At 70.5% G+C, this 24,175-nt stretch carries 22 protein-coding genes; 13 read left to right on the top strand and 9 right to left on the bottom strand.

The window, feature by feature from the left end; all coding sequences use genetic code 11:
* Positions 1-14: 14 nt before the first annotated feature.
* Positions 15-713, top strand: a complete 699-nt coding sequence (locus OG736_RS01580; RefSeq protein ID WP_327180747.1) for a tectonin domain-containing protein — start codon at positions 15-17, stop codon at positions 711-713.
* Positions 714-837: 124 nt separating this feature from the next.
* On the opposite strand, the gene OG736_RS01575 is transcribed toward OG736_RS01580, so the two are convergent.
* The 4 genes from OG736_RS01575 to OG736_RS01560 form a co-directional block, all read right to left on the bottom strand.
* Positions 838-1,185, bottom strand: coding sequence for a hypothetical protein (locus OG736_RS01575; RefSeq protein ID WP_327180746.1), 348 nt, complete (start codon positions 1,183-1,185; stop codon positions 838-840).
* A complete protein-coding gene (locus tag OG736_RS01570) occupies positions 1,185-1,361 on the bottom strand; it encodes a CsbD family protein (protein ID WP_327180745.1) in 177 nt (58 codons plus the stop codon). The genes OG736_RS01575 and OG736_RS01570 overlap by 1 nt, the downstream gene beginning before the upstream one ends.
* Positions 1,362-1,632: 271 nt before the next feature.
* Positions 1,633-2,016 carry a hypothetical protein gene (locus tag OG736_RS01565; RefSeq protein ID WP_327180744.1) on the bottom strand — a complete coding sequence of 128 codons (384 nt, stop codon included), beginning with the start codon at positions 2,014-2,016 and terminating at the stop codon, positions 1,633-1,635.
* A complete protein-coding gene (locus OG736_RS01560) occupies positions 2,013-2,219 on the bottom strand; it encodes a hypothetical protein (RefSeq protein ID WP_078615999.1) in 207 nt (68 codons plus the stop codon). Before OG736_RS01560 ends, OG736_RS01565 begins: the two co-directional genes overlap by 4 nt.
* A gap of 338 nt (positions 2,220-2,557) precedes the next feature.
* Here OG736_RS01560 and OG736_RS01555 point away from each other — a divergent pair, with 338 nt between their 5' ends.
* From OG736_RS01555 to OG736_RS01540, 4 genes are all read left to right on the top strand, one after another.
* Entirely contained in the window at positions 2,558-3,325 is a 768-nt protein-coding gene (locus OG736_RS01555; protein WP_327180743.1) for a hypothetical protein, read from the top strand.
* Positions 3,326-4,237: 912 nt separating this feature from the next.
* Positions 4,238-4,372, top strand: coding sequence for a hypothetical protein (locus OG736_RS01550; protein WP_327180742.1), 135 nt, complete (start codon positions 4,238-4,240; stop codon positions 4,370-4,372).
* 261 nt (positions 4,373-4,633) lie between these two features.
* On the top strand, positions 4,634-6,154 hold the full coding sequence (locus OG736_RS01545; RefSeq protein WP_327180741.1) for a catalase: 1,521 nt from the start codon (positions 4,634-4,636) through the stop codon (positions 6,152-6,154).
* Positions 6,155-6,418: 264 nt separating this feature from the next.
* A complete protein-coding gene (locus tag OG736_RS01540) occupies positions 6,419-6,751 on the top strand; it encodes a putative quinol monooxygenase (RefSeq protein ID WP_327180740.1) in 333 nt (110 codons plus the stop codon).
* Between the two features lie 82 nt (positions 6,752-6,833).
* Here OG736_RS01540 and OG736_RS01535 read toward each other — a convergent pair whose 3' ends face one another.
* Together OG736_RS01535 and OG736_RS01530 are read right to left on the bottom strand one after the other, a co-directional pair.
* Positions 6,834-7,313: a hypothetical protein gene (locus OG736_RS01535; RefSeq protein WP_327180739.1), complete on the bottom strand. Its 480-nt coding sequence runs from the start codon at positions 7,311-7,313 to the stop codon at positions 6,834-6,836.
* Positions 7,314-7,555: 242 nt separating this feature from the next.
* Positions 7,556-8,119, bottom strand: a complete 564-nt coding sequence (locus OG736_RS01530; protein WP_327180738.1) for a TetR/AcrR family transcriptional regulator — start codon at positions 8,117-8,119, stop codon at positions 7,556-7,558.
* A gap of 140 nt (positions 8,120-8,259) precedes the next feature.
* Here OG736_RS01530 and OG736_RS01525 point away from each other — a divergent pair, with 140 nt between their 5' ends.
* The 3 genes from OG736_RS01525 (at position 8,260) to OG736_RS01515 (ending at position 14,640) form a co-directional block, all read left to right on the top strand.
* Entirely contained in the window at positions 8,260-9,573 is a 1,314-nt protein-coding gene (locus OG736_RS01525) for an oxygenase MpaB family protein (RefSeq protein WP_327180737.1), read from the top strand.
* 547 nt (positions 9,574-10,120) lie between these two features.
* Positions 10,121-10,489, top strand: coding sequence for a hypothetical protein (locus tag OG736_RS01520; RefSeq protein WP_327180736.1), 369 nt, complete (start codon positions 10,121-10,123; stop codon positions 10,487-10,489).
* 164 nt (positions 10,490-10,653) lie between these two features.
* Positions 10,654-14,640 carry an nSTAND1 domain-containing NTPase gene (locus tag OG736_RS01515; protein ID WP_442816990.1) on the top strand — a complete coding sequence of 1,329 codons (3,987 nt, stop codon included), beginning with the start codon at positions 10,654-10,656 and terminating at the stop codon, positions 14,638-14,640.
* 45 nt (positions 14,641-14,685) lie between these two features.
* Here OG736_RS01515 and OG736_RS01510 read toward each other — a convergent pair whose 3' ends face one another.
* Positions 14,686-15,255 (bottom strand): hypothetical protein, encoded by a 570-nt coding sequence (locus OG736_RS01510; RefSeq protein ID WP_327180734.1) that lies wholly within the window; start codon positions 15,253-15,255, stop codon positions 14,686-14,688.
* Between the two features lie 312 nt (positions 15,256-15,567).
* Here OG736_RS01510 and OG736_RS01505 point away from each other — a divergent pair, with 312 nt between their 5' ends.
* The 3 genes from OG736_RS01505 to OG736_RS01495 all read left to right on the top strand — a co-directional run bounded on the left by OG736_RS01505 (position 15,568) and on the right by OG736_RS01495 (position 21,118).
* Complete coding sequence (locus OG736_RS01505) at positions 15,568-16,572, top strand: LacI family DNA-binding transcriptional regulator (protein WP_327180733.1); 1,005 nt, start codon at positions 15,568-15,570, stop codon at positions 16,570-16,572.
* A 253-nt stretch (positions 16,573-16,825) separates the two neighbouring features.
* The gene (locus tag OG736_RS01500) at positions 16,826-19,795 is read left to right on the top strand and encodes a glycoside hydrolase family 2 TIM barrel-domain containing protein (protein WP_327180732.1); all 2,970 of its coding nucleotides are present in this window, start codon (positions 16,826-16,828) and stop codon (positions 19,793-19,795) included.
* A gap of 333 nt (positions 19,796-20,128) precedes the next feature.
* On the top strand, positions 20,129-21,118 hold the full coding sequence (locus OG736_RS01495; protein WP_327180731.1) for an aldo/keto reductase: 990 nt from the start codon (positions 20,129-20,131) through the stop codon (positions 21,116-21,118).
* Positions 21,119-21,203: 85 nt separating this feature from the next.
* Here the strand turns inward: OG736_RS01495 and OG736_RS01490 are convergent, their stop codons facing one another.
* On the bottom strand, positions 21,204-21,848 hold the full coding sequence (locus OG736_RS01490; protein WP_327180730.1) for an MBL fold metallo-hydrolase: 645 nt from the start codon (positions 21,846-21,848) through the stop codon (positions 21,204-21,206).
* A 146-nt stretch (positions 21,849-21,994) separates the two neighbouring features.
* Between OG736_RS01490 and OG736_RS01485 the strand changes: the two genes are divergently transcribed.
* Entirely contained in the window at positions 21,995-22,420 is a 426-nt protein-coding gene (locus tag OG736_RS01485) for a MarR family winged helix-turn-helix transcriptional regulator (protein WP_327180729.1), read from the top strand.
* Positions 22,421-22,641: 221 nt separating this feature from the next.
* Positions 22,642-23,313 carry a TetR/AcrR family transcriptional regulator gene (locus OG736_RS01480; protein WP_327180728.1) on the top strand — a complete coding sequence of 224 codons (672 nt, stop codon included), beginning with the start codon at positions 22,642-22,644 and terminating at the stop codon, positions 23,311-23,313.
* A 53-nt stretch (positions 23,314-23,366) separates the two neighbouring features.
* On the opposite strand, the gene OG736_RS01475 is transcribed toward OG736_RS01480, so the two are convergent.
* The gene (locus OG736_RS01475) at positions 23,367-24,173 is read right to left on the bottom strand and encodes an amidohydrolase family protein (protein WP_327180727.1); all 807 of its coding nucleotides are present in this window, start codon (positions 24,171-24,173) and stop codon (positions 23,367-23,369) included.
* Positions 24,174-24,175 lie beyond the last annotated feature (2 nt).

Genomic DNA, 24,175 nt, shown 5'->3' with positions numbered 1-24,175 from the left:
AAAGGGGCACAGGCATGGCTGACTGGAAGCAGGTCTCCGGTGGTCTGACGACGATCTCGGTGGGGTCGCGGACCCATGTGTGGGGGGTGAACTCCTCGGGCCAGATCTATCGGTACACCGGGCACGACGCGAACCCGTGGGTCGGTATCCCGGGGCGTGCGGTGGACATCGGTGTGGCCGCGGACGGGACGGTGTGGCACGTCAACTCCGCGGGAGGGATCTTCCGTTACACCGGGGACCAGGGCTCCACCGACTGGGTCGGCGTCAGCGGCGGGTTAACCCGCATCTCGGTGGGGTCGCGGACCCACGTGTGGGGCGTCAACTCGCTTGGCCAGATCTATCGGTACACCGGGCACGACGCGAACCCGTGGGTCGGTATCCCGGGGCGTGCGGTGGACATCGGTGTGGCCGCGGACGGGACGGTGTGGCACGTCAACTCCGCGGGAGGGATCTTCCGTTACACCGGGGACCAGGGCTCCACCGACTGGGTCCCGGTCTCGGGAGGCCTGTCGCGCATCTCCGTCGGCTCCCGGACCAACGTCTGGGGCGTGAACTCCTCCGACCAGATCTACCGCTACACCGGCCACGACGCCAACCCCTGGACCGGCATCCCCGGTGCCGCGGTCGACGTCGGTGCTGCCGCCGACGGCACCGTCTGGGTCGTCAACTCAGCCGGCGGCATCTACCGCTACACCGGGGACCAGCCGAGCTGACCTTGTGAACAAGGCCGTGCGGGTCCCGGTCCACCGTGACCAGGACCCGCACACCGAACCGCACATCCCTCGCCCGGCTCAAGGGCACGGACGGAGCGACCTCACATGACGCATCCGACAGGTGCTAGAGCTGGAGCAGTCGTCGGGTGATCTCCCGGTACTGCCTCAGCGCGTGCCGGAGTTCGTCGGACGGGGTTGTGGAGTCCTGGTCCTCCCAGCCGGCACGCAGGGCACGCCGACGTTCCGCGAGTGCGTCCACGAGTTGGGCCGCGGCTTCGTCGTAGGCGCCCTCGGCCTCCTCCAGTGCCTGGCGCGGGGTCTCGGTGAAGGTGTTGAGGGCGCGCCCGAGGCGCAGGGCGATCTTGTCCCGATCGCCCAACGGGAGCAGCGGCTCCGGGCCCGGGGCGCGACGCTCGGCGGGGTTCCCGGTTTGCCCCGCGGGCTGCTGGGCGCGTGTTTGGTCGTACATCATCAGATGCCGCTTCCGTTCCGCCCGAAGGCGCTCTTGGTCTTCTCGACGGCCTGCTTCAGACTTCCGGCGACCAGGTTGATCCTGCCCGGCTGCGGCTGCGGCTGCGGCTGCGGCTGCGGTCGAAGTCGCTGTTCGGGGGTGAACCGGCCCAAGCCTTCGATGGTCCCGTCCTTCATCGTCTGCGCCGTGTCTGTGATGGCCGGGCAATGGCCATGGCCGCCTCGCTGGTGTCCGGTAGGTGGTCCCCGCGAGGTCTGGGTGATGCGGGCGGGCGGATCGCATCACCTGTTTCGTCGTGGCCTGGCCCTGTGCCGTGCTGCCAGTCAACGTCCGGCGCGGACGGGTGTCAACGCGGTGACCGTACGATCCGGGCCGCAGCGCAGGACCCCGGCCGTGCTCTTCGCACCGAGGCCGAGGAGCCCCTCCATGTCGTTCGTTGCCGGCGCCTCACCCGGTACGCCAGGACTCCAGGCGCTGCGCGATGGTGCGTAGATCGGCTTCCTGCGCGCGGACCGCTCGAGCGAGCTCGTACAGTTCGTCGTCCTTGGCCCGGAGGGGCTGACCGGAGACGTGCATGTACTGGCTGGTGCAGGCCCAGCCGATCACCAGGTTGTAGTCCGTGAAGGGGCGCAGCAGCAGCGCGGTGTGCAGGAAGGTCGCGGCCCGGGAACCGATCTCCTCGTAGTAGAGGACGCCGCGCTCCCGCTCGAACTTGTGCCGGTCGGCCATGATCGCCAAAGTGCCCCAGTCCGCGATGGGCACGTTGAGCGGGGAGATCGCCGACTGGATCTGCAGGACCCAGCCGACGTCGACACGGATGATCGGGCTCACCGCTGTCCCTCAGGGAAGCGGGCGGCGATGCCGGGCAGGATGCGGGCAGCTTCGGCGACCGCGCCTTCGACGAAAGAGATCCGGTCGGCTTCCTCCACCGTCACATCGTGTACGTGCTGCTTCAGACTCCGGCCCGTCAGAGCGGCCCGCTCGCGCAGCCGTGCCATCTCTTCTTCACTGAATTCCACATTGAGTGCAGGCATGGATTCAAGGTACCGCCATTGGTACCGCATGCGGTACCCGACCGGTCGAGCAGGTCGAGGTCGTACCGTCGGCGCGGACGCCCCGGCAGGTTGTGGGCGGTCAGCTTCCGCCTCCGGTCTGTCGCACGTCGACATCGGCACCGGCGTCGGCATCAGCAGAAGCAGGAGAGTCGGCCCGGACATCGCCGAGGCGGCAAACGCTTCGTAGCCGCTGCCGGCCGACGAAGGCCGCACCGGCCGCGCCGCACCCTGCACTGAGTACGCCTACTCATGCCTGCCCGCATCGGGGCGGCGACGATGGGCTGGTTGTGGGGAACGTACGAACGGGGAGGCAGGGCATGGGCAGGTTCCTGGGAGCGGTGGCAGCCGTGGTCGCGGCGGCTGCGGCGTTGGTCTTCGCATACGTGGCAGGTGCACCGCCCGCGGTGGTGTTCGCCGTCGGTGCGGGCGTGCTGAGCCTTGTGTGGCTGATGCTCCTTCTCACACTGCCCTGGAACCTCTACTTCCGTGCGCACGCGGTGCTCGCCGAGATCGCTGTGAGCCGTGAGAAGGGCATGGAGGTCTCCCAGGCCAGGGATGCCGAGGCCGCGCGGATCGCCCGCACGATGCTCCGGACGGCGGTCGCGGGCCATGTCCTGACGGTGGCGGTCGTCCTCTCCGTGACCTGGGCGACGGGTGAGTTCACGGGCTACTGGTTCGCGGCGTTCTTCCTGCTGAGCACCTTCTTCCGGCCGGCCGGCGCGTACTTCGGCCAGCTCCGGCGGCGTCTGGGCACGCTCCTGAAGGACGTCACGTACCCGCGGGACGACGTCGTCGAGGTGCGGGCCCGGGTGGACCGCGCGGAGGCCGGGACGCGGGCCCTGGAGGAGAAGGCGGAGGAACAGTACAAGGCCCTCGCCGAACTGCGCCGCACGGTGGACGCACTGGCCATGAGCACGTACGAGCGGGCCGAGGAGGTGGACCGCAGGATCGCCGCGCTGGGGCGGGAGTTCGAATCCACGGTGAACCGTCTCACCGACAACCAGGACATCATCGCGGGCGTGAAGGCGTTCCTGCGCCTCTTGCGCGCCACCGACGTGGCCGACGGCGCCCCGACCTCCGGGTGACAGGGGCCTGATGGCTCGAGGCGCGGCAGTGCCACCCGGCGCGGGCGCAGATTCGGACCGGCCGGCGGGAGGGCCGTCCGTCGGATGTCCGGCGCGGCTCGTCCTCCAGCAGGAGGCCGGGGAACGGGAGCATGGGAGGGTGCCAGGGGACGGGCCGTGCTCCGGCATCACGTGCCCGCACGGCCGCCGAGGAAGGCACGTCGGGCCGTCGGCGCGGGGCTCCACCGCTTGAGAACGCCTGCGGGCTGGCTGACAGTGGGATGCATGAGCCGCCACCGAAGTCCGCCACGCAGGGCGCCGTGGATCGTGGGTGGGGCAGCCGTCCTTGTGGCGGGTGGCCTGGGGATCTGGGGGCTGACGGCGTCGGACGGCGGTACGCCTCGGCCGGCGCCGTCGGTCTCGAGTGCCCTGTCCTTGCCCACGCTCGACCCACTGCCGTCCCTGACGGCCGAGCCGGAAACCTCCAGTACGGCGCGCCCCAGCCCCACGGAAACCCCCAGTACGGCGCGCCCCAGCCCCACGGAAACCCGGGCCGCTCCCTCCACGGCGACGGCCGGGCACCCCACCCGCCCCAGCGACCACGGGACAGTCGGCCGCACCCCTTCCCCCTCGCGGCCTTCGGCCGTGCCGATGAAGACATCGGCGCCGGCACGTTCCGAGGCGCCTGCACGGTCACCACGGCCATCGCTCACTTCGTTGGCACAGCCGCGACCGACGTCGACGACAGCGCCGACACCGACATCGACAGTGTCTGTGCCGTCCGCGCCGACTGTGTCCGCATCGAGGTCGGTGCCGACCGCGTCCGCACCGCCTTCGACCCCGGTACTCACGCAGACGCCGACGCCCGAGAGCAGCCCGGCGGCAGCGACGATTTGGTACACGTCTTCTGTGGCTCAGGCAGCTGCTCAGCGCATGGCCACCTCAGGGACGGTGGGTGACCCGGCGTGCTCCATGTCGGCCCTGGGTGACCCCGACCCGAGGCTGGTGCCGCAGACCGGCCGCATCGGTATCGGCACGTACGGCCATTACTGGTGCCTGATCTGGTAGTGATCGCTTCACGTTCCGGACCCTCCCGGGAACAGCACCCCGGCCGCTCTCCTCGCGGCGGGGACGTTTACGGCGGCCGCTGCGGGTCACGCGGCTCACGGAGAGCGAAAGCCGCCACCAGGATCCGCCGAGGACGATTCGAGCGTGTCCGTGCGGCCCGAGCCGGGGCAGGGAGTGCCCCGCCTACTGCGCTGGGCGGACGTCCGGGCGTCAGCGCCGGACCAGCCCGCTCGTCGCAGCCGCGAGACGAAAGGCAGACGCATGACGGAGATCCGACCCGCCACCACGACCGACTCGGGCGCCCCGGTGGAGAGTGACGAACACTCGCTCACCGTGGGACCCGGGGGACCGATCCTGTTGCAGGACGCCTATCTGATCGAGCAGATGGCGCAGTTCAACCGGGAGCGGATCCCCGAGCGCCAGCCGCATGCCAAGGGAAGCGGGGCCTTCGGCCGCTTCGAGGTGACCCACGACGTCAGCGCGTACACCAAGGCAGCCGTGTTCCAGCCGGGTACCCGTACCGAACTGGTGACCCGCTTCTCGACCGTGGCCGGCGAGCGCGGCAGCCCGGACACCTGGCGTGACCCGCGCGGCTTCGCGGTGAAGTTCTACACCAGCGAAGGCAACTACGACATGGTCGGCAACAACACGCCGGTGTTCTTCGTGAAGGACCCGATGAAGTTCCAGCACTTCATCCGCTCGCAGAAGCGCCGCGCCGACAACAACCTGCGCGACCACGACATGCAGTGGGACTTCTGGACCCTTTCCCCGGAGTCCGCCCACCAGGTCACCTGGCTGATGGGAGACCGCGGCATCCCGCGGACCTGGCGCCACATGAACGGCTACACCTCCCACACCTATATGTGGATCAACGCCGAGGGCGAGCGGTTCTGGGTGAAGTACCACTTCAAGACCGATCAGGGCATCGAGTGCTTCACCCAGCACGAGGCCGACCAGATGGCCGCGGTGGACACGGACTACCACACGCGTGATCTCTTCGAGCACATCCGGGACGGTGACTTCCCCAGCTGGACGCTGCACGTGCAGGTGATGCCGTACGGGGACGCGGCGGGGTATCGATTCAACCCCTTCGACCTCACCAAGGTGTGGCCGCACGGCGACTACCCGCTCATCCCGGTCGGCCGCATGACGCTCGACCGCAATCCCACCGACAACCACGCCGAGATCGAGCAGGCGGCCTTCCAGCCCAACAACCTGGTCCCCGGCATCGGACCGAGCCCGGACCGGATGCTCCTGGCCCGGCTGTTCTCGTACGCGGACGCGCACCGCTACCGCATCGGTGCCAACTACCAGCAGCTTCCCGTGAACGCACCCGTCGTCGACGTCCACACGTACTCGAAGGACGGGGCGATGGCCTACCGCAAGACGACCGATCCGGTCTACGCGCCGAACTCCAAGGGCGGTCCAGAGGCCGATACCGCCCACTACGGCAGCCCGCCCAGCTGGGAGGCCGACGGCGAGATCACCCGTAGCGCCTATGTCTCCCACCCGGAGGACGACGACTGGGGCCAGCCCGGCACCATGGTGCGCGAGGTCCTCGACGACGACGCCCGCGACCGCCTGGTCGACAACGTCGTAGGACATCTCCTCAACGGTGTCACCGAGCCCGTCCTCGAGCGTGCCTTCGCGTACTGGTCGAACATCGACGAGTCCATCGGCAAGCGCATCGCGGACGGTGTGCGAGCCAAGGCCGACGAGAAGGATCCCAAGGCCGCCGAACAGGGCAATCCCGCACGCCGGGCCATGCAGCACAAGGCATGAGGCTCACTCGGCACCTCTAGGTCTTGCGCCCGGGCCCTCGGACGAGCACACCGCCGACGCTCAGCGGCACGCCGGCTTCGCGCCGGGAAGGCGACGCCTCCGCCGACGCGAAGCCCGCCGCCGTCGAGCGCGACGCGCACACCGGCTCGTCGGCGAGGGCCGGGTGCGCGGACGTGGCATGGTCAGTTCCTGACGAGGCCGCCGACCGCCCGGCGAGGGGTGCCGCCACCTCCGAGGGCCGTCCACGACACACCAGGAAAGCTCATGATCTTCATCACCGCCCGGTTCCGTGTCCTTCCCCAGCACGCGGATGACTGGCCCGACATCACCCGAGGCTTCACCTTCGCGACGCGCGACGAGCCCGGGTGTCTGTGGTTCGACTGGTCGCGCAGCGTCGACGACCCTGCCGAGTACGTGCTGACCGAGGCGTTCCGCGACGACGAGGCCGGGTCGGCCCACGTCTCCTCCGAGCACTTCGCCGCGGCCTGCGCCGAGCTGCCGTCGTACCTCGCCGAGACCCCCAGGATCGTGAACGTGACCGTCCCGCAGAACGACTGGTCCCTGCTCGGGGAAATGGCGGTACAGGACGACCGCTGACGCATCCGGTCCGGCGCCCCGGCAGCAACCGGGGCGCCGGCGACCGGATGCAGTGATGGCGCATCCGGTCCGGCGCGGACGGTCAGACCCGGGTGACGCTGAACTCGGGGTTGAAGTTCTGCCTGAACTGGTCGACGGTCACGGTGTGGATCTGGGCGTCCGCGGGGTCCCAGTAGCGGACCGCGTCGGGCTGGCCGGGCGCTTTCCCGATGGCCAGGGCGACCACGAAGTGGTGGTCGATGGCGACGGCCGCGGGGAACATCTGGCGGAGCTTGTTGCCGTCCCAGTCGGGCGAGTACCAGCGCGCGGGCAGGCGCAGCGTCGGTCCGCCGGGCAGCCGGTTGAGGCGCTCCACCAGCAGGTTGGTGTTGGCGGTGTTCTGACCGTGGGTGAGATCGCCGAGAGCGGTGTGGGTGGCCACCGTGCTCCAGGGCAGCCCGGCCACCGCGCCGAGACAGAAGGCCCAGCACTCCATGGAGCCCGGGTCCTGCATGCGCGCCGTGAGCGGAAGGGATTCCTTGCCGTAGAAGGTGTAGCCGTTGTCCTGCCACTGAATGGACATGATTCCTCCCCTGTACGCAGGCCATGCCGGGCCCCGACATGTCCGTCGGGCGAAACGGCAGGCGCATTCATCGTGAAGGTACCGGGAAATGCCATTATCAGTGCGGATTAGTGGTATCTCATCAATAAACATCTTGTCAGATAGTTTGTCTTATGTTGCGCGTGTTTTCGGAGACGAACAGTGGCGCGACGGTGGTGGACGGCCGTGCGGCTGTTCGAGATGCTTTCCCGCCAAGGGTGGCGTCACGGCTCCGGCCTGAGGTAGTTGAGAGCGAGCCGGGTGAGTTCCTCGAGGAACTGTTCCCTCGGTATGGGAGGCCGGTCGAGCAGGTAACGAACGGTCAGGTGCTCGACGGTGCGCACCAGCATCCACACCGCCGCGTCGAGAGGCGTGTCCGGGCGCAGGCCCCCGCGCTGTGTCGTCAGATAGGCGCGGACCAGCTCGCCGATGCGCTGTTCGAAGGCCCTCAGGGCGCGGCCGTCGTCAAGCCGCGGACCGTGCTCGACCGCGGCGCGAAGAAGAGGCGGCTCGACGTCGAGTCCGTCCAACAGCGCTGCCAGCGTAGCCCGGACGATCACGGGCGCCGGCTGCTCGAAGTGGCCGGACATCCTGGTGGTGACGCTGGAGACGAGTGTGTCGCTGTAGCGCTCCAGAACCGCCGAGACGATGGCGTCCTTGTGGGGGAAGTACTGGTACAGCGAGCCGGGGCTGATCCCCGCGGTCGTCGCGATCCGACTGGTCGACGCGCCCTCGTAGCCGTACTCGGCCAGGGCCTGCCGACCCGCGTCCAGGATGCGTTCCACCATCGCCCGGGACCGCTCCTGGCTCGGCCTCCTGCGCGGTGAAACGCGAGCGGCCGTGCTGCCACGCGCGTTTCGGCGAGGCGATGACATGGGTGTCAGTAGACGAATTGAACGCGAGTACGACAGGCAGTCAGCATCGACTCATGGTCGCACACGAGCCGCAGCAGCGTGATACCCCCGTCGGGCCGAGTGACGTGACGACGCCCCCCTCTCCGTATCCGCGACGCTTTCGTGCGACCGAGGGCCTCAACCGTCGTCTGGGCAGACCGCTGCGTCTGTTGCTGGGACGCCGAGGCAAGCTCGATCCGGCGTTGTTGGCGACCATCGGCGAGCGGCTGACGACGCGCGACGAACTCGGAGCGGCCCTGGCGGGCGCCCTGCGGATCACCGACGCAGCGCATCCGGACCGGGTGACCACGAGACAGTTCCGGACTGCGCTCGCCGACGGGATCGACACGATGGAGAACCCTCCCGCGGCTCTGCGGGACTTCTTCGCCGCGGTGGATCCGGTGCCGGACTGGGTCGACTTCGATCTGGTCGACGAGGGCGGCCGGGTGGCCCGCAGGTTCGGCCGCAACGCCGCCGACGTGATGCTCCAGTTGGCGTTGATCGGCTCCTACCGTTTCGACGGACCGCCTCGTCTGCTGGTCGAGACCGGTGGCCTCACCGGCGGTTCGGCCCTGCGCAGGATCGCCGAGACCCAGCATTGGGCCACCGCGGTGACCGGCCACGACGCGATGCGCCGCTCCGGTCCGGGCTTTCGCCTCACCGTGCACGTCCGTCTCATGCACGCGCTGGTCAACCATCAGGCGGAGCGCGGCGGGCAGTGGGACACCGAGCGCTGGGGGCTGCCGGTCAACCAGTCCGATCTGGCCGCGACCCTCGGCCTGTTCAACGCCGTCCAGCTGCTCGGCGTACGACTGCTCGGCGTACGCGTCACCCGTGCCGAGTCCCGCGCGCTGATGCACCTGTGGAAGTACGTCGGCCATCTGCTGGGCGTGAACGAGGATTGGCTCTGCGATCACGAACGGCTCCAACATCGTTTCAACTACCACCTGCTGCTCACCCAGAGCTACGGCGGCCCGGTCGGCCCGGCTCTCGCCAACGCGCTCGTGGAGGCCCAGACCGCCTTGCACTTCGCCCACTTCGCCCGTGTGCGCCGCGCCTACGCCAGGGCGCGGCTGCTGAGCATGCTGCGGTACTTCCTCGGCCGCCGCGGCGTGCGGGACCTGGACCTGCCTGTAGTCCTGCCGTGGGCGGTGCCGCCCCTGCTGGCCGTCAACCTCCTGCGCTACCACGTCGTCGGCCGCACTGCGGCGGGCCGCGCCTACCTGCTGCGCAGCGGAGACCGGTTCATCCGACGGAACCTGCGGCGCCACTTCGGTGAACATGCCCCCGATGTCGGGGCACTCGGGGTCGGGCCGTCGGCGGGACCCTCGCGCCGACGAGTGCCATGATCCGGGTCCGGGGCGGCAGTGGATGCCGGGCTCTGCCCCGACCGACCTGCTGCCGAACCCGGGAGATCGGCCTCGAGCCCGTCCGCCACCGCCCGCTGCATCCGCCGACACGGGCGGTGTCCCGTACCGGATTGTCCTCATGGGCATCCGAACTCTCGAGGTTCGGGTCGTCATCCCGATCGGCCGACTCAATTCGCCGGTGAACGTTTCTGAACGCCGTTGAGAAGGGTGGGCCTTGTCCCGCTCGCGGGTCTTCGGGCCGCGACCCGCCGACCTGTCTTTCGGAAGCACCAGATCGTGACGGGCCGGTCATCGCGGGCCGTTGTCGAGTGATATTCGATTTCCGCCCGACGTGGCCGTCGACGGTGACTGCGCTTTCCGGGGTTGCCTCCTCCCTGGTGACCGCGCTGCTCGCGGCCGGTTTCCCGGCTTGCCGTGATGACGGGAAACAGGAAACCCGTCGACCTCCCGGGACCCCGGCGGCCAGTCTGATGCCGAGAGACCGAGCACGACCTGCGACCAGGCAGGACGACCGCAAGGGGGAAACATGCGCAAGTTGTTCAGTGGGGCCGTAGCACTGGCCACCGCTGCCACGGCGATGGTGGCGTTGACCGGCACGGCCGAGGCCAAGCCGGCCGCCGACTGGGCCGGGTGCCCGTCCGGTGCCGTCTGTATCTACCCGCAGAACCAGGATCCCGCCCAGAGCCCGAGCAACATCTACTGGAGCTACGGCGCCCACAACCTGAGCAATCAGGTCGGCTGGCACTGGGTCCTCAACAACCAGACCGGTGGCGCCTCGGCGGAACTCTGCCTGAACTACGGCGGCACGAACTGCAACTACACCATCGGGAATCCTCCGAGGGGTGTGTGGGCCGACCTCACGCCGGTCAACTCGATCAAGCTGAACCGGCCGTAAGGCCTTTCGCACGGGGGAACGTCCGGAATCGCGTCCGCGATTCCGGACGTCCGTGTTTCGCCATGTCCTCGCGCCACGCCGGTGAAATCCTTGATCGGCCGTCATATTGCCGCAGTACTCTGGATGTCGGCCGTTTCACGGCTCATGCGCGACACCCGGGGGATGTGGTGGGGGAGCAGCAGCACACCGGCGACCGATGTGAACCGCCACCGCCCGACGGAACCGTTCCGGACTTTCCCGCCCAGTTGAGACGACTTCGCCGACAGCGCGGGCTCTCGCTGGCCGACATGGCCCGGGAGACGCACTACAGCAAGGGCTACCTCAGCAAGATCGAGACGGGCGCGAAGCGAGCCACCGTCGATGTCGCGCGGCGCTGCGACCAGATCCTGCGGGCCGAGGGCGGGCTGCTGCGGCTGCTGACGAAGAGCCCCGAGAACGCAGAGGAAACCGCCAATACGGCGAAATCCGAGGGAACGGCGAACCTGGCGAACCCGGCGAATCCCGAGAACGCGCAGAACGCGGGCGACGCGCAGGCCGGGCGGGTCGACGGTGTCGGGCCCGGGCGGACGGAGTTCGACGCTGTCCGTCCCTACCGGGGGCTGTCGGCGTTCACCGCCCAGGACGCGGGATGGTTCTTCGGCCGCGAGCGGGCCACGGCCGCCCTGGTCGAGAGGGTCTTCGAACGGATCGGCAGCGGGCCTCTGATGGTCGTCGCCCCTTCGGGCGCCGGCAAGTCGTCCTTGTTCAACGCCGGTCTCGTACCGGCCTTCCGAAACCCCGGCGGCTTCCCCATGCCGGGCGCCGAGCGGTGGCCGGTGGTGGCGTTCACGCCCGCCGCGCATCCGCTGGAGGAGTTGCTGACCGGCTTCGCGAAGGCGCTGGACGGCGATCTCGGCGTCACCGTGCGGCAGTTGCGGGACCGGCCCGAGATCCTGTTGGAGGCGGTGCGGCGCACGGTGGACGACAGCGCCTGCGCCGACGGGGGCAGGCGGCCACCGCCGGTGCGTCCGGTGCTCCTCGTCGACCAGTTCGAGGAGCTGTTCACGCTCTGCTCCGACGAGGACGAGCGACGTGCTTTCGTCCGGGTGCTGTGCGCCGTGTCGACGTCCCGCCGCCCGTCGGATCCGGCGGCCGGATCCGGTGGGGATCCGGCCGTGGTGGTCCTGGGCGTACGGGCCGACCTGTCCGGCAGGTGTGTCGAACTCCCCGAGCTGGCGACGGTGTTCACCGACGGACTGTTCGTACTGTCCCCGATGTCCGTCGCCGGGCTGCGGGAGGCGATCACCCGCCCCGCCGAGCTCGCCGGACTCACCCTGGAGCCGGGGCTCGTCCCCCTGTTGCTGCGCGACGCCGGCCTGCGCGACGAACCGGCAGGGCTGCCCGGCAGCGAACCGGGAGGGCCGACCGGCGACGGATCGGACGTCGGGCGCGCCCTGCCGGACATCACTCCCTCCGGTGCGCTGCCGCTGATCTCCCACGCGCTGCTGACCACCTGGCAGCGGCGCGAGGGCGCCACGCTCACCGTCGCGGGGTACGAGCGCACCGGTGGGATCCGAGGGGCGGTCGCACGGACCGCCGAGGACGTGTTCGCGGGCCTGTACCCGGCCGAGCAGCAGACGATCCGCAGGATTCTGGTGCGCCTGGTCCATGTGGCCGAGGGCACCGGACCGGCCCGGTGCCGGATGAGCCGGGCCGCGCTGATGGAGCGGCTTGCCGACACGGACGGCGCCACGGCCGCCCTGGACGCCTTTGTGCGCGCCCGCCTGATCACCGCCGATCGCGACACGGTCGAGATCGCCCACGAGGCCCTGCTGCACGCCTGGCCCCGGCTGCGCGGCTGGATCGACGCCGACCGGCACGGACTGCTGATCCATCAGCAACTCGCGCACGCCGCCGACGAGTGGGAGCGCGAGGGCGGCGATCCGTCCGCCCTCTACCGTGGCACCCGGCTGGACACCGTCCGGGCGTGGGCCGAGGAACTGGACGGCCGGAGCCGGCTCAGTGCGCAGGAGGAGGCGTTCCTGCGCGCGAGCCTGGCCGAGGAGGCCGATCGGCAGCGGCAGGCCCGGCGGCAGGTTCGGCGCCGGCAGGGCACGCTGGCCACGCTGGTCGTGTTGCTGGCCCTCGCGGTGGTCGTCGGAGCGCTGGCGTACCAGCAGCGCTCGGACGCGCTGCAGGAGGAGCGGGTCGCCCGTTCCCGGGCACTCGCCGCGCAGTCCGCCTCCCTGGCCGCCGGTCAGCCCGAGGCTTCGATGCGGCTCGCCGGGGAGGCCTACCGTTCCCAGGAGACGCCCGAGGCGCGCGGCGCCCTCCTGAGCACGCAGGCGCAGCCCTTCTCGGCCCGGCTCGGTGGGCACCGCGGGCCGGTCAACTCGGTGGCGTTCGCGCCCGACGGGGGCACGCTCGCGACGGCCAGTTCGGACGGCACGGTGACCCTGCGACGGCTCGCGGACCGTCGTACGACCGCCACGTTCAAGATGTCCGGGCGGGTACGGTCGGTCGCCTTCAGCCCCGACGGACGTACGCTCGCGGCCGGGGCCACGGACGCGCCGGTGCAGCTGTGGGGCACGGCCGACCATCGTACGAAGGCGGTGTTGCCGGCCGGCACCGCGGGCGCCCGGGCCGTGGCCTTCGACCCCCGGGGCCGCAGGCTGGCCGTCGCCGCGGGCGACGGCACGGTCCAGGTGTGGGACACGGACCGGGGGCGCCGCGTCGCTTCCTTCACCGGTCACGTCGGGCAGGTCGACGCGCTGGCGTACACCCCGGACGGCCGGACGCTCGCGTCGGCCGGCGCCGACCGGACCGTCCGGCTGTGGGACACGGTGCGCGACCGGCCGTCGGGCGTGCTGGAAGGGCACAGCGACGAGGTGTACGGCGTGGCCTTCGCTCCGGACGGACGGAGCCTGGCCAGCGGGGGAGCGGACCGGACCGTACGGCTGTGGGACCTGGCACGGAAGCGGACGACCTCGGTCCTGAGCGGGCACAGCGACGACGTCAACGCGGTCGCCTACACTCCGGACGGCGCCACGGTCGTCAGCGCGGGAGGCGACGGCACGACCCGTCTGTGGGACGTGCACAGCGGGATGCAGACGCTGACGCTCACCGGCCACACCGACTACACGATGGGCGTGGCTGTGAACGCCGACGGGACCATGCTCGCCACCGCCGGGTTCGACCAGTCGGTGGTGCTGTGGGACCTCGGCGGCCCGGTGCTGACGGCCCGCCCGTACACCGAGATCTGGCAGTCCGCCTACAGCCCCGACGGGAATCTGCTGGCGACCGCCGACACCGATCACACGGTGCGGCTGTGGGACGTGGCGCGGCACCGGTCCGTCGCGACACTGCGGGGGCATCGCTCGGCCGTGTTCTCGGTGGCGTTCGCCCCCGACGGGCGGACGCTGGCCTCGGGCGGTTCCGACGGCACGGTCCGGCTGTGGGACGTCGTCACCCACCGCCTCCTCGACACGCTCACCGGGCATCACGGAGACGTGTTCTCGGTGGCGTTCGCCCCGCACGGCGCCCTGCTGGCATCGGCGGGTGCCGACCGTACGGTGCGGCTGTGGGACGTGGCCACCCGCCGCCCCCTGGCCACGCTCACCGGCCACACGGACTTCGTCAACGATGTCACCTTCAGCCCCGACGGCCGTACCCTCGCGAGCGCGGGTGACGATCTGACCGTACGGCTGTGGGACGTGGCGGGCCGCAGGCCGCAGGCCGCGCTCACCGGGCACACGGGTGCGGTGCGGGGAGTGGCGTTCGCCCCGGACGGCCGGGCGCTGGCGAGCGGCGGCAACGACGGGACCGTACGCCTGTGGGATGTCCGCCGCCACCGTCCCACTGCGGTGTTGCGGGGCCACACCGGCTCGGTGCGCGGCATCGCGTTCTCTCCCGACGGCCGCTTGCTGGTGAGCAGCGGCGGTGACCGTACGGTGCGGCTGTGGGACGTGGCGGCGCGGCGGCCGTGGGCCACGCTGACCGGGCACACGAACGCGGTGTGGGGCACCGTGTTCGCCCCGGACGGGCGGACGGTGGCCAGCAGCAGCAACGACGGGACCATACGGCTGTGGAACCTGGACGTGTCGGCCCGGTTCGCCGCCATCTGCCGGCTGAGGCTGTCCGTGGCGGGTGCTTCGGCGTGCCCGCGCGTCTGACCGCGGCCACAGCAGCCGACGCACCCGCCAGGAGACGGCGACGGCTCAGGAGACGGCCACCACCACGTTGAACCACGGGGTGCTGAGCGACCTCAGCGGCGAGTCCAGCTTCTGGAGGTTGAGGCGGTAGGTGCCGGCCGGCAGCACCCCGCCGCCCGGCAGTGGACCCAGGGGCAGGTAGCGCCCGTTGGCCGCACCGGCGCGGTTGTACGTCCACACGCCCGCCGAGGTGTGCATGATCGTGTAAGCCCCCCTGCTCAGCGAGGGGTTGACGGCGGACCGCCGGGTCGCCTCCAGGGCGAAGGAGGCGCCCGCGTACGACGGCACGCGCGCGGGCCGGGTGAGGGTGAAGCTGAAGTACCGGTTGGCGTAGCCGGCGCCGGACGTGAGCGGCGGGCAGTTGACCGCGACGACGGTCCGCCCGGTCACGTTCCCGAGGGAGACGGGATTGCTGTAGGAGCCCGAGCCGAGCAGCCGACGGCAGTCGTACTGGTAGGTCGCCGCCGAGGCCGGCGGAGCGGCCACCAGCGCCGACGCGGCGGCGGTGACGACGGCGGCCGCGACGACGCCCGCCCGGCGTGACAGCCGTCCGAGCGTCCTGTCGATGAGTGTCATGAGCAGTCTCCCCCTCTGCGGGCCCGGGGTCCCGGACCGTGGTGAACAGCGGATCCGGCGCCGAATCTAGGGCCGCTGTCAGCCGCCCGTCGGGCGGTGACCGATGCAGGGACGGAAGAGATCACCGATGACGGTGCGTGGGAGTAACGGCGCACCGGGAGACATGGGTTGATCGTGTGGGACCTCCCGGAGCCCGGCAGAGGCGGCACCCGCACCGCGAGCAGACCCGGCTTCGCCGGGCCCTTCGGCCCGTGCATACTCAGGCTCTGCGCACGCACCGGCGTTCGCGAGCGGAGAAGTAGGAGGTGGGCGATGGTGTCGACACCGGGGGCCGAGCCCCGGAAGATCACGATCAACGACGTCGCCAGGTCCGCCGGAGTGTCCCGGCAGACCGTGTCTCGGGCGCTCAACGACAAGGGCGAGATCGACGGCGACACCAAGCAGCGCGTGCTCGACGCGGCGCGCGCGCTCGGCTACCGCCCGAGCCGATTCGCCCGGGGGCTGGTCCGCCAGGACACCATGACCATCGGGCTGGTCATCCCCGACCTGCTCAACCCCTTCTTCACCGAGGTCGCCGCCGGCGCCCTGGAGGCGGCCAGATCCCGCGGCTGGCACGTGGTCGTGTACGCCACGGGGGACCGGGCGGACGAGGAACGCGGCACACTCCAGGTGATCACCTCGCAGGTGGACGCGGTCATCGGCTACTTCAGCTGTTCCGAGAGCGAGCTGGAGTCGTACACCCGGGGCATGCCGGTGGTGCTCATCGGCCGTGAGGGCCGCAGCACGCGGTTCAGCTCGATCCGGATCGACGGCGAGCAGGGCGTGCGTGCCGCGGTCGCGCACCTGGTCGCGCAGGGGCACACCCGCATCGGCATGCTGGACCACCGGACCCGCGCCGAGCCCAGCATCCGGCACGACTGGTTCACGGCGGCGGCGCGGGAGCACGGGCTCGACGCCGGCCCGGTGGTCGATGCCGACCAGACGGCCGACGGGGGAGGGGCGGCGCTCAGAACCCTGCTCGCCGCTCGTCCCGAGGTCACCGCGGTCTTCACCTTCAACGACATCATCGCGGTCGGCGCACTCCGTGAGGCACGCAGGCTCGGCCGCGGCGTCCCGCGGGATCTGGCGGTGATCGGCTTCGACGGCCTCCAGCTCGGAGCACTCGTCGAACCCCCGCTGTCCAGCGTCGCCCTCGACACGCGAAAGCTCGGAGCACTCGCCATCGAGCAGCTCGCGCGACTGCTGTCGGGGCCGGGCACGTCGGAGACCGACGACCTGGTCGTCCACGCGGAGCTGCACCTGAGCGGATCGGGCTGACGTCACGGACGGCCGTCCGCCCCGAATGTCTTGACATGCCTCCGCGCCCGAGCGCAGACTTCCGAACATTCCACCCACACTTCGAGAATCATCCGCAGGAATTCTGAAGGCAGTCCCGTGAACGCTCCCGTGAACGTTCACGGGAGCGTTCACGAGGGAAGAGAGAAGCCGCACGGCAGGCCAGTCGCAAGCCGGTCGGCGATCTCTGCCGGCCCCCGGATCCCGTTCGTCACCCAGAAGGAGCCGTGACCTCTTGCTCTCCGAGTTCTCCCCCCATGTTTCGGACACCGCACCGGGTCGTGGCGCGCTCCGCCCGGCGCGCTCGTGGCTGCACTCGGACGCGCCCGCCCGCTCGCTGAACGGACCCTGGCGATTCCGACTGTCGCCGACGGCGTCCGTGGCGGAGGACTTCGCGGCCGAGGACTTCGACGACCAGAGCTGGGAAGACCTGCCCGTGCCCTCCCACTGGGTGCTCGAGGGCGACGGGGCCCACGGCCGTCCGATCTACACGAACGTCCAGTTCCCGTTCCCGATCGACCCACCGCACGTCCCGGACGAGAACCCCACCGGTGACCACCGCCGCCACTTCGACCTGCCCGCCGACTGGGCGGACGCCGAGCGTGTCGTGCTGCGCTTCGACGGTGTCGAGTCGCTCTTCCGGGTCTGGGTGAACGGGGCGGAGATCGGCAGCGCCGCCGGCAGCCGGCTCGCCCACGAATTCGACGTGACGTCCGCGGTCCGCCCGGGCGACAACGTCGTCGCCGTACGGGTGCACCAGTGGTCGGCGGCCAGCTACGTCGAGGACCAGGACCAGTGGTGGCTGCCCGGCATCTTCCGCGACGTCACCCTGATCGCCCGGCCGGCCGGCGGCCTGGAGGACGTCTGGCTGCGGACCGGGTTCGCCGACGGGCACGGCCGGGTCGACGCGGAGATCACCGCCGAGCCGACGGCCTACCCGGTCACCCTGCGCATCCCCGAACTCGGCATCGAGCGCACCTGGTCCGACCCGGCCGAGGTGACCCCCTTCGACATCGCCGACGTGGAACCCTGGTCGGCCGAGCGGCCGCGCCTGTACGACGTGACCGTGTCGACGGCCGCCGAGACCGTCACCCTGCGGGCGGGCTTCCGCACGGTCGAGATCCGCGGCGACCGGTTCCTCGTCAACGGCCGCCGCGTCGTGTTCCACGGCGTGAACCGCCACGAGACCCATCCGCTGCGCGGCCGCGTCTTCGACGAGGAGCACGCCCGCGAGGACCTCGCCCGCATGAAGCGGTTCAACGTGAACGCGATCCGCACCAGCCACTACCCGCCGCACCCGCGGCTGCTCGACCTCGCCGACGAACTCGGATTCTGGGTCGTCCTCGAATGCGACCTCGAGACGCACGGCTTCGACAAGGTGGACTGGGTCGGGAATCCCAGCGACGACCCGACCTGGCGCGCGGCCTACCTCGACCGCATCGAGCGCACCGTCGAACGCGACAAGAACCACCCCAGCATCGTGATCTGGTCGCTCGGCAACGAGGCGGGCACCGGCAGCAATCTCGCCGCCATGTCGGCGTGGGTCCACGCCCGCGACGCCGAACGTCCCGTGCACTACGAGGGCGACTACACCGGCGAGTACACCGACGTCTACTCGCGCATGTACGCCTCGGTGCCGGAGACCGAGCAGATCGGCACCGACGGATCCCGCTTCCCGCTGCTTCGCTGCACCCCCGCACAGGGCGCCCGGCAGCGCACCAAACCGTTCCTGCTGTGCGAGTACGCGCACGCCATGGGCAACGGGCCGGGGGCGTTCGACCAGTACGAGGCGCTGGTCCACCGGTACCCGCGGCTGCACGGCGGCTTCGTCTGGGAGTGGCGCGACCACGGCATCTCGACCACCACTCCGGACGGGACGCCGTACTACGCGTACGGCGGCGACTTCGGAGAGGTCGTGCACGACGGGAACTTCGTCATGGACGGCATGCTGTTGAGCGACGACGTCCCGACCCCGAGCCTTCACGAGTTCAAGGCCGTCGTCCAGCCGATCCGCTTCACCTTCGAGGGCGACAAGGTGACGATCGCCAATCTGCGGCACACCGCGGACACCTCCGACCTGCGCTTCCGCTGGCGTGTCGAGCATGACGGCACGTCCGTCGACTCCGGGTACCTGGACGTCCCGGCCGTCGTGGCGGGCGACTCGGGCCGGGTTTCGCTGCCGAGGATCCCGGTGGCGCCGGACGCCGAGACCTGGCTCACCGTCGAGGCGGTGCTGGCGGCCGGAACCGGGTGGGCGGGCGAAGGGCACGTGGTCGCGACCGCCCAACTGGACCGCTCACCGCACCGCCCCGTGCGGGCTGTGCGCGCCCGGCCCGGTTGGAAGCCCGGCGACGGAACGCTGACGCTGGGCCGCGCCGAGTTCGTCGACGGATCCCTCACGCGCCTCGGCGGCCGCGAGGTGACCGGCCCGCGGCTGGAACTGTTCCGTGCGCCGACCGACAACGACGAAGGCGCGTGGGGCGACGTCGCGGAGAGCGACGCGAACATCGCCGGGGTGTCCAATGCCGAGCTGTGGCGGCGTGACGGCCTCGACCGGCTGACCACGCGCCGGGTGTCGGTGGAGCGCACCACCGGGGCCCTGCGCACGGTCGACAAGGTCTCCGCGGCGAACTCCGGATCGTGGGTGATGGTCGAGTCCGTCTGGTCGCTGGAGGGCGACGAGGTGGAACTGCGGGTGGAGATCGAGCCGTCGCGCGGGTGGCACACGGTGTGGCCGAGGATCGGGATCCGTTTCGACCTGCCCGACGGTGACGCTCCCGTCGACGGCGCCGAGTGGTTCGGCCTCGGCCCGCTCGAGTCCTACCCCGACAGTCTGCGTGCGGCACGCACGGGACGCTTCTCCGCCACGGTCCGCGACCTGGCGGTCGACTACGCGCGTCCCCAGGAAACCGGACACCGCTCCGCACTGCGCCGGTTGACGCTGAGGAGCGCCGACACCGAAGTGCTGCGCATCGAGGCGCTCCCCGACACACGCGGTCGCCGCCCCGGCTTCACCCTCAGCCGGCACACCCCCCAGGAGATCGCCCGAGCGGCACATCCGTTCGAACTGCCGAGTTCGACGACAAGCCACCTGATCGTCGACGCCGCCCAACACGGGCTCGGCTCGCGCGCGTGCGGCCCGGACGTGTGGCCCGAGTACGCCCTCCGCCCGGAATCCCGCACGATCAGGCTGCGCATCACCTGATCCGCCGCCAGGGCCTGCGCCGCACGAGGAACTCTGTGCGGCGCAGGCCCAGGCGGGTCGCCCCTCCTGTCGCCCGCTCCGCGCCCCTCGGCGCCGAGCCGGGCCAGAACACACGCGCGTCGGCGTACTGGCGTACTGCTGATCTGCCTCGACCGTCGGCTTGCGTTGGAGCGCGCTCCAGGTCGTAGCGTCGCAGACATCACGGAGCGCGAAGCCCGTCCCGCCCGGGGCCTCTCACGGGATGCCGGGCGGCTGAATCCGTCGCTAGATGGATGGTGGGCTCCGTGCGGTCCGAACGACGAACGAGTGTGCAGAGAAAGGCTGGGACACGGCATGCAGAAGCGCAGTCTGCGGGACCTCCAGGTATCGGCCATCGGCCTGGGATGCATGGGGATGTCCGCCTTCTACGGATCCACCGATCAGGCGGAGGGGATCGCGACCGTCCGGCACGCCCTCGACCTCGGGGTGAACTTCCTCGACACCGCGCAGGTGTACGGCCCGCTCACCAACGAGTCGCTCCTCGGTGAGGCGATCCGGGGGCATCGCGAGGAGTACGTGATCGCGACGAAGTTCAACTACCGGATGGACAACGCCGTACCCGGCGACATCAGCACGGTCGGCCCGCAGGACGGCTCGGCCGAACACGTCCGCAGCTCGGTCCACGGCTCCCTGGAGCGGCTGGGGACCAGCCACATCGATCTGTACTACCAGCACCGGGTCGACCCGAACGTACCCATCGAGGAGACGGTCGGCGCCTTGGGCGAACTGGTCGCCGAGGGCAAGGTGCGGCACATCGGCCTGAGCGAGGCGAGCGCGGAGACCATCCGGCGCGCCCACGCCGTGCACCCGATCACCGCGGTGCAGAGCGAGTACTCGCTGTGGTCACGGGACGTGGAGGCCGAGGTGCTGCCCGCCTGCCGTGAGCTGGGCATCGGCTTCGTGCCGTACTCGCCGCTCGGCCGCGGTTTCCTCGCCGGGCGGTTCAGCTCGCCTGACGAGCTGGACGCGAACGACTGGCGCCGGGAGAACCCGCGCTTCCAGGACGCCAACCTGGCGGCGAACCTGCGGCTGGCGGCAAAGGTGAAGGAGATCGCCGCCGAGAAGGACGTGACCCCGGCCCAGCTGGCCATCGCCTGGGTGCTGGCCCAGGGCGAGGACCTGGTGCCGATCCCGGGCACCAAGCGCCGCACCTACCTGGAGCAGAACGCCGGCGCGGTGGACATCGCGCTGACCAAGGAGGATCTGGCCCGCATCGATGCGGAGCTGCCCGAGGCCGCGGGCGAACGGTACGACGAGGCAGGCATGCGAGCCGTCGATCGCTAGCCGGGCGGGCGCCCGCAGCACCTGACAGTTCCGCCGGCGATGTCGAGGCCGACGAACGCATGCCCGCGCCCTGGAGCCCGGCGCCTCACAGCTGCACGGTGGTGCCGGGCTCGAGGCGGGTGATCGGGGTGCCGGTCAGGCCGTTCTCGCCCAGGAGGTTGGCGGTGGACTGCTGGCCCAGGTCGCTGAGCATGAGTTCGTGGATCTGGATGATGCGCTCGGGCTTGACGGCGCGGACGAAGTCGGCGGCTTCGCCGAGCTTGGTCCACGGGCCGCTGGTCGGCAGCAGCAGGGTGTGCACGGGAGCGTCGGGCGCGAAGTAGGCGTCGCCGGGGTGGTAGAGGGCTCCGTCGTCGAAGAGGTAGCCGACGTTGTCGGGGCACGGGATGTCGGCGTGGATCAGCGCGTGGCGGTGGCCGTGGACGGTGGCGGTGAGGGAGCCGACGGTGAGGGTGTCGCCCGCGGCGACGGCGTGGACGCGGCCGTTCCGGCTGCCCAGGGCGGCCGCGACGGCGGTGGTGCCGTAGACCTGTAGCTCCGGCCGGGCTTCGAGCGCGGCGGCGACGAGCTTCTCGTCGAAGTGATCGAAGTGTTCGTGAGTGATCAGTACGGCGTGCGCCTGGGAGACGGCCTCTGCCGCGTCCGGGGTGAAGGCGCCGGGGTCGATGACCAGCCGAGTGTCGTCCTTCTCGAGCGTGACGCAGGCGTGGGCGTGCTTGGTGAGCTTCACCGCGGGTCCTTCCGGTACGAACGATTTCCTGCAATTAAACTGTACACCTGAGCTGTAGATAGTGATCGTCGAGGGCGGCTCGTTCTCGGTGAAACAACGCACCCAAGCTGTACACCCTGGTTGGTGCATGTGAGTAGGCTGGCGCCATGGACGACAACCGGCTGGCCGAAGATCTTCGCCTGACCATCGGACAGCTCGTGCGCACCGTGCGCACCGCCGACACCATGCCCCCCGGTGAGGCCGCCGTCCTGGGATATCTGGACCGCAGCGGCCCGATGACCACCGCCGACGTCGCTGAACAGCGGGGAGTCAGTCACCAGTCGGCCGCCAAAGCGGTCAAGGAACTCCTCGCGCAGGGGTTCGTCCGTGCCGAGGCTCACCCCACTGACGGCCGCAAGCTCTTGCTCCACCTCACGCCCGCGGGACGTGACCGCCTGGCGGAGGAGCGCCGACGCCGGGCAGACTGGCTCGGCGCCGCGATCAACGACGTCCTGAACTCCGACGAGCGAGAGACACTTGCGGCGGCGCTGCCCCTGCTGTCACGCCTGACCGCACGCATGAAAGCCAAGTAGGCCGGGGGCGTCGGCCCTTTCGGATCAGACCGGGGTTCCGTCGTGCTGTCGTCGAGAACGGATACGCTAAGGCCGAAACTCCTGTGGCGGACCCGTGTCCCCAGTTGATCTGGCCGAGAGGTGACCGCTTCATGTCGTCGGAGGCCCAGCCGGTTCCGGGAAGCCCTGCCTGGTGGGCGAGCCGTACGCCTGCCCCTGAGTACCGGCGAGGGCGTCCTCCGATGGACGCCGGGCTGATCGTGGAGACGGCCCTGAGGCTCATCGACGAAGTCGGGATCCAGGCGCTGACCCTGCGTATGCTCGCCGATGCGCTGAACTCGGGCACGGCGACGCTCTACCGGCATTTCAACGGCAAGGACGAACTCCTCGCGCTCGTCGCCGACAGAATCCTGGGCGAAGTCCAGGTCCCGCCCGAGAAGCTGGACGGCCTGCCCTGGCGGGAAGCAGTGGCGGTTGCGGCGGACACTCTCTACGGCACCCTGCGTCGGCACCCCAACGCGGTGTCCCTGCTGGCGGCCCAGGTCCCCGTCGGCCCCAACGGTCTGCGGGGCAGGGAACGGCTCATCGCACTGTTCCTGAGTCACGGGTTCCCGGTCGACCTGGCCGCCCGTGCCTTTACGGCGATCGGCCACTACGTGATCGGTTTCGCCATCCAGCAGCACGGCCCAGGGACGCCACGCCCCGAGGACCAGGTGCAACTGCGGGGCTACTACCACTCGCTCGACCCAGCCGCGTTTCCGGCCACGACGGCCGCGGCCGACGAGTTGACCTCCGTGCCGCTGCAGGACGAGTTCCGGTTCGGGCTGGACCTGCTGCTCGACGGGCTGGAAAGGGCCGGACTCGATCTGTCGCAGGAGCGAGGCCGAAGAAGTCCGAGGCTGACGAAGTCGTAGGCCACTGGGATCGGGACGACGGTGACATGACGGGCCGTCGACCGCCTCGCCGCTCAGTGCCAGCCGATCCATTCGGCCACGGCGCGACCCATGACCAGTTCCAGGTCGCGGCCTCGCAGCCAGGGCAGTTCCTCGGTGAACATGGTCACCGCCTCGCGCCATGAGCAGCGCAGACGCGTGATGTCGGTGCCCCAGAACATCCGCTCGGCGCCGTACGCGTCGTAGACCTGCCGCAGAAGACCGTGGGTGCTTGCGAACGGATGGGCGTCCGTCGCCAGACCCGGCACGCCCGTCGCCTTGACCCCGATGTTGGGGTGGCGCGCGAGGGCGAGGAGGGCGTCGAGGTGTGCGGCCGCGTCGGGCAGCTTCTCGAAGGGGTTGGTCGCGAGGTGGTCGACCATCAGGCGCATGTTCGGGTACCGCGCGGCGATGTCGCCAACGCAGGACAGGTACGGGGGCATCACCCACAGCCCTACGGCGATTCCGCGCCGGTCGGCTGCCGCCCACAGCCAGTCGAGTCCGCCGGACGCGAGGCGGCTCTCGAGCTCCGGCCCTGCCAGCAGGAAGCGCAGGCCCAGCATGCCGGGCCTGTCCAGCCAGGTGTCGACGAGGGACTCGTCGGCGTCCTGGTCGAGGGGGAACCAGCCGAGGGTCGCGAACCGGTCGGGGTGCTGTTCGGCCGCCTCCACCGCGTAGTCGTTCGAGGCGGCGTCCCAGGTCGCGGGACAGTTGATCGCCCGGTCCACGCCTGTCAGGTCCATGTCGCGCAAGGCGGCTTCGACGGTGTACGGCGCGCGCCAGTGGTGCGGGGGCGCACTGTCGCCGGCCCAGAGATGGATCTGTGCGTCGATGATCTGCACGG

The sequence above is a fragment of the Streptomyces sp. NBC_01334 genome, from assembly GCF_035983595.1.
GTDB lineage: Bacteria > Actinomycetota > Actinomycetes > Streptomycetales > Streptomycetaceae > Streptomyces > Streptomyces coriariae.
This window is presented reverse-complemented; position numbering and strand designations above follow the sequence as displayed.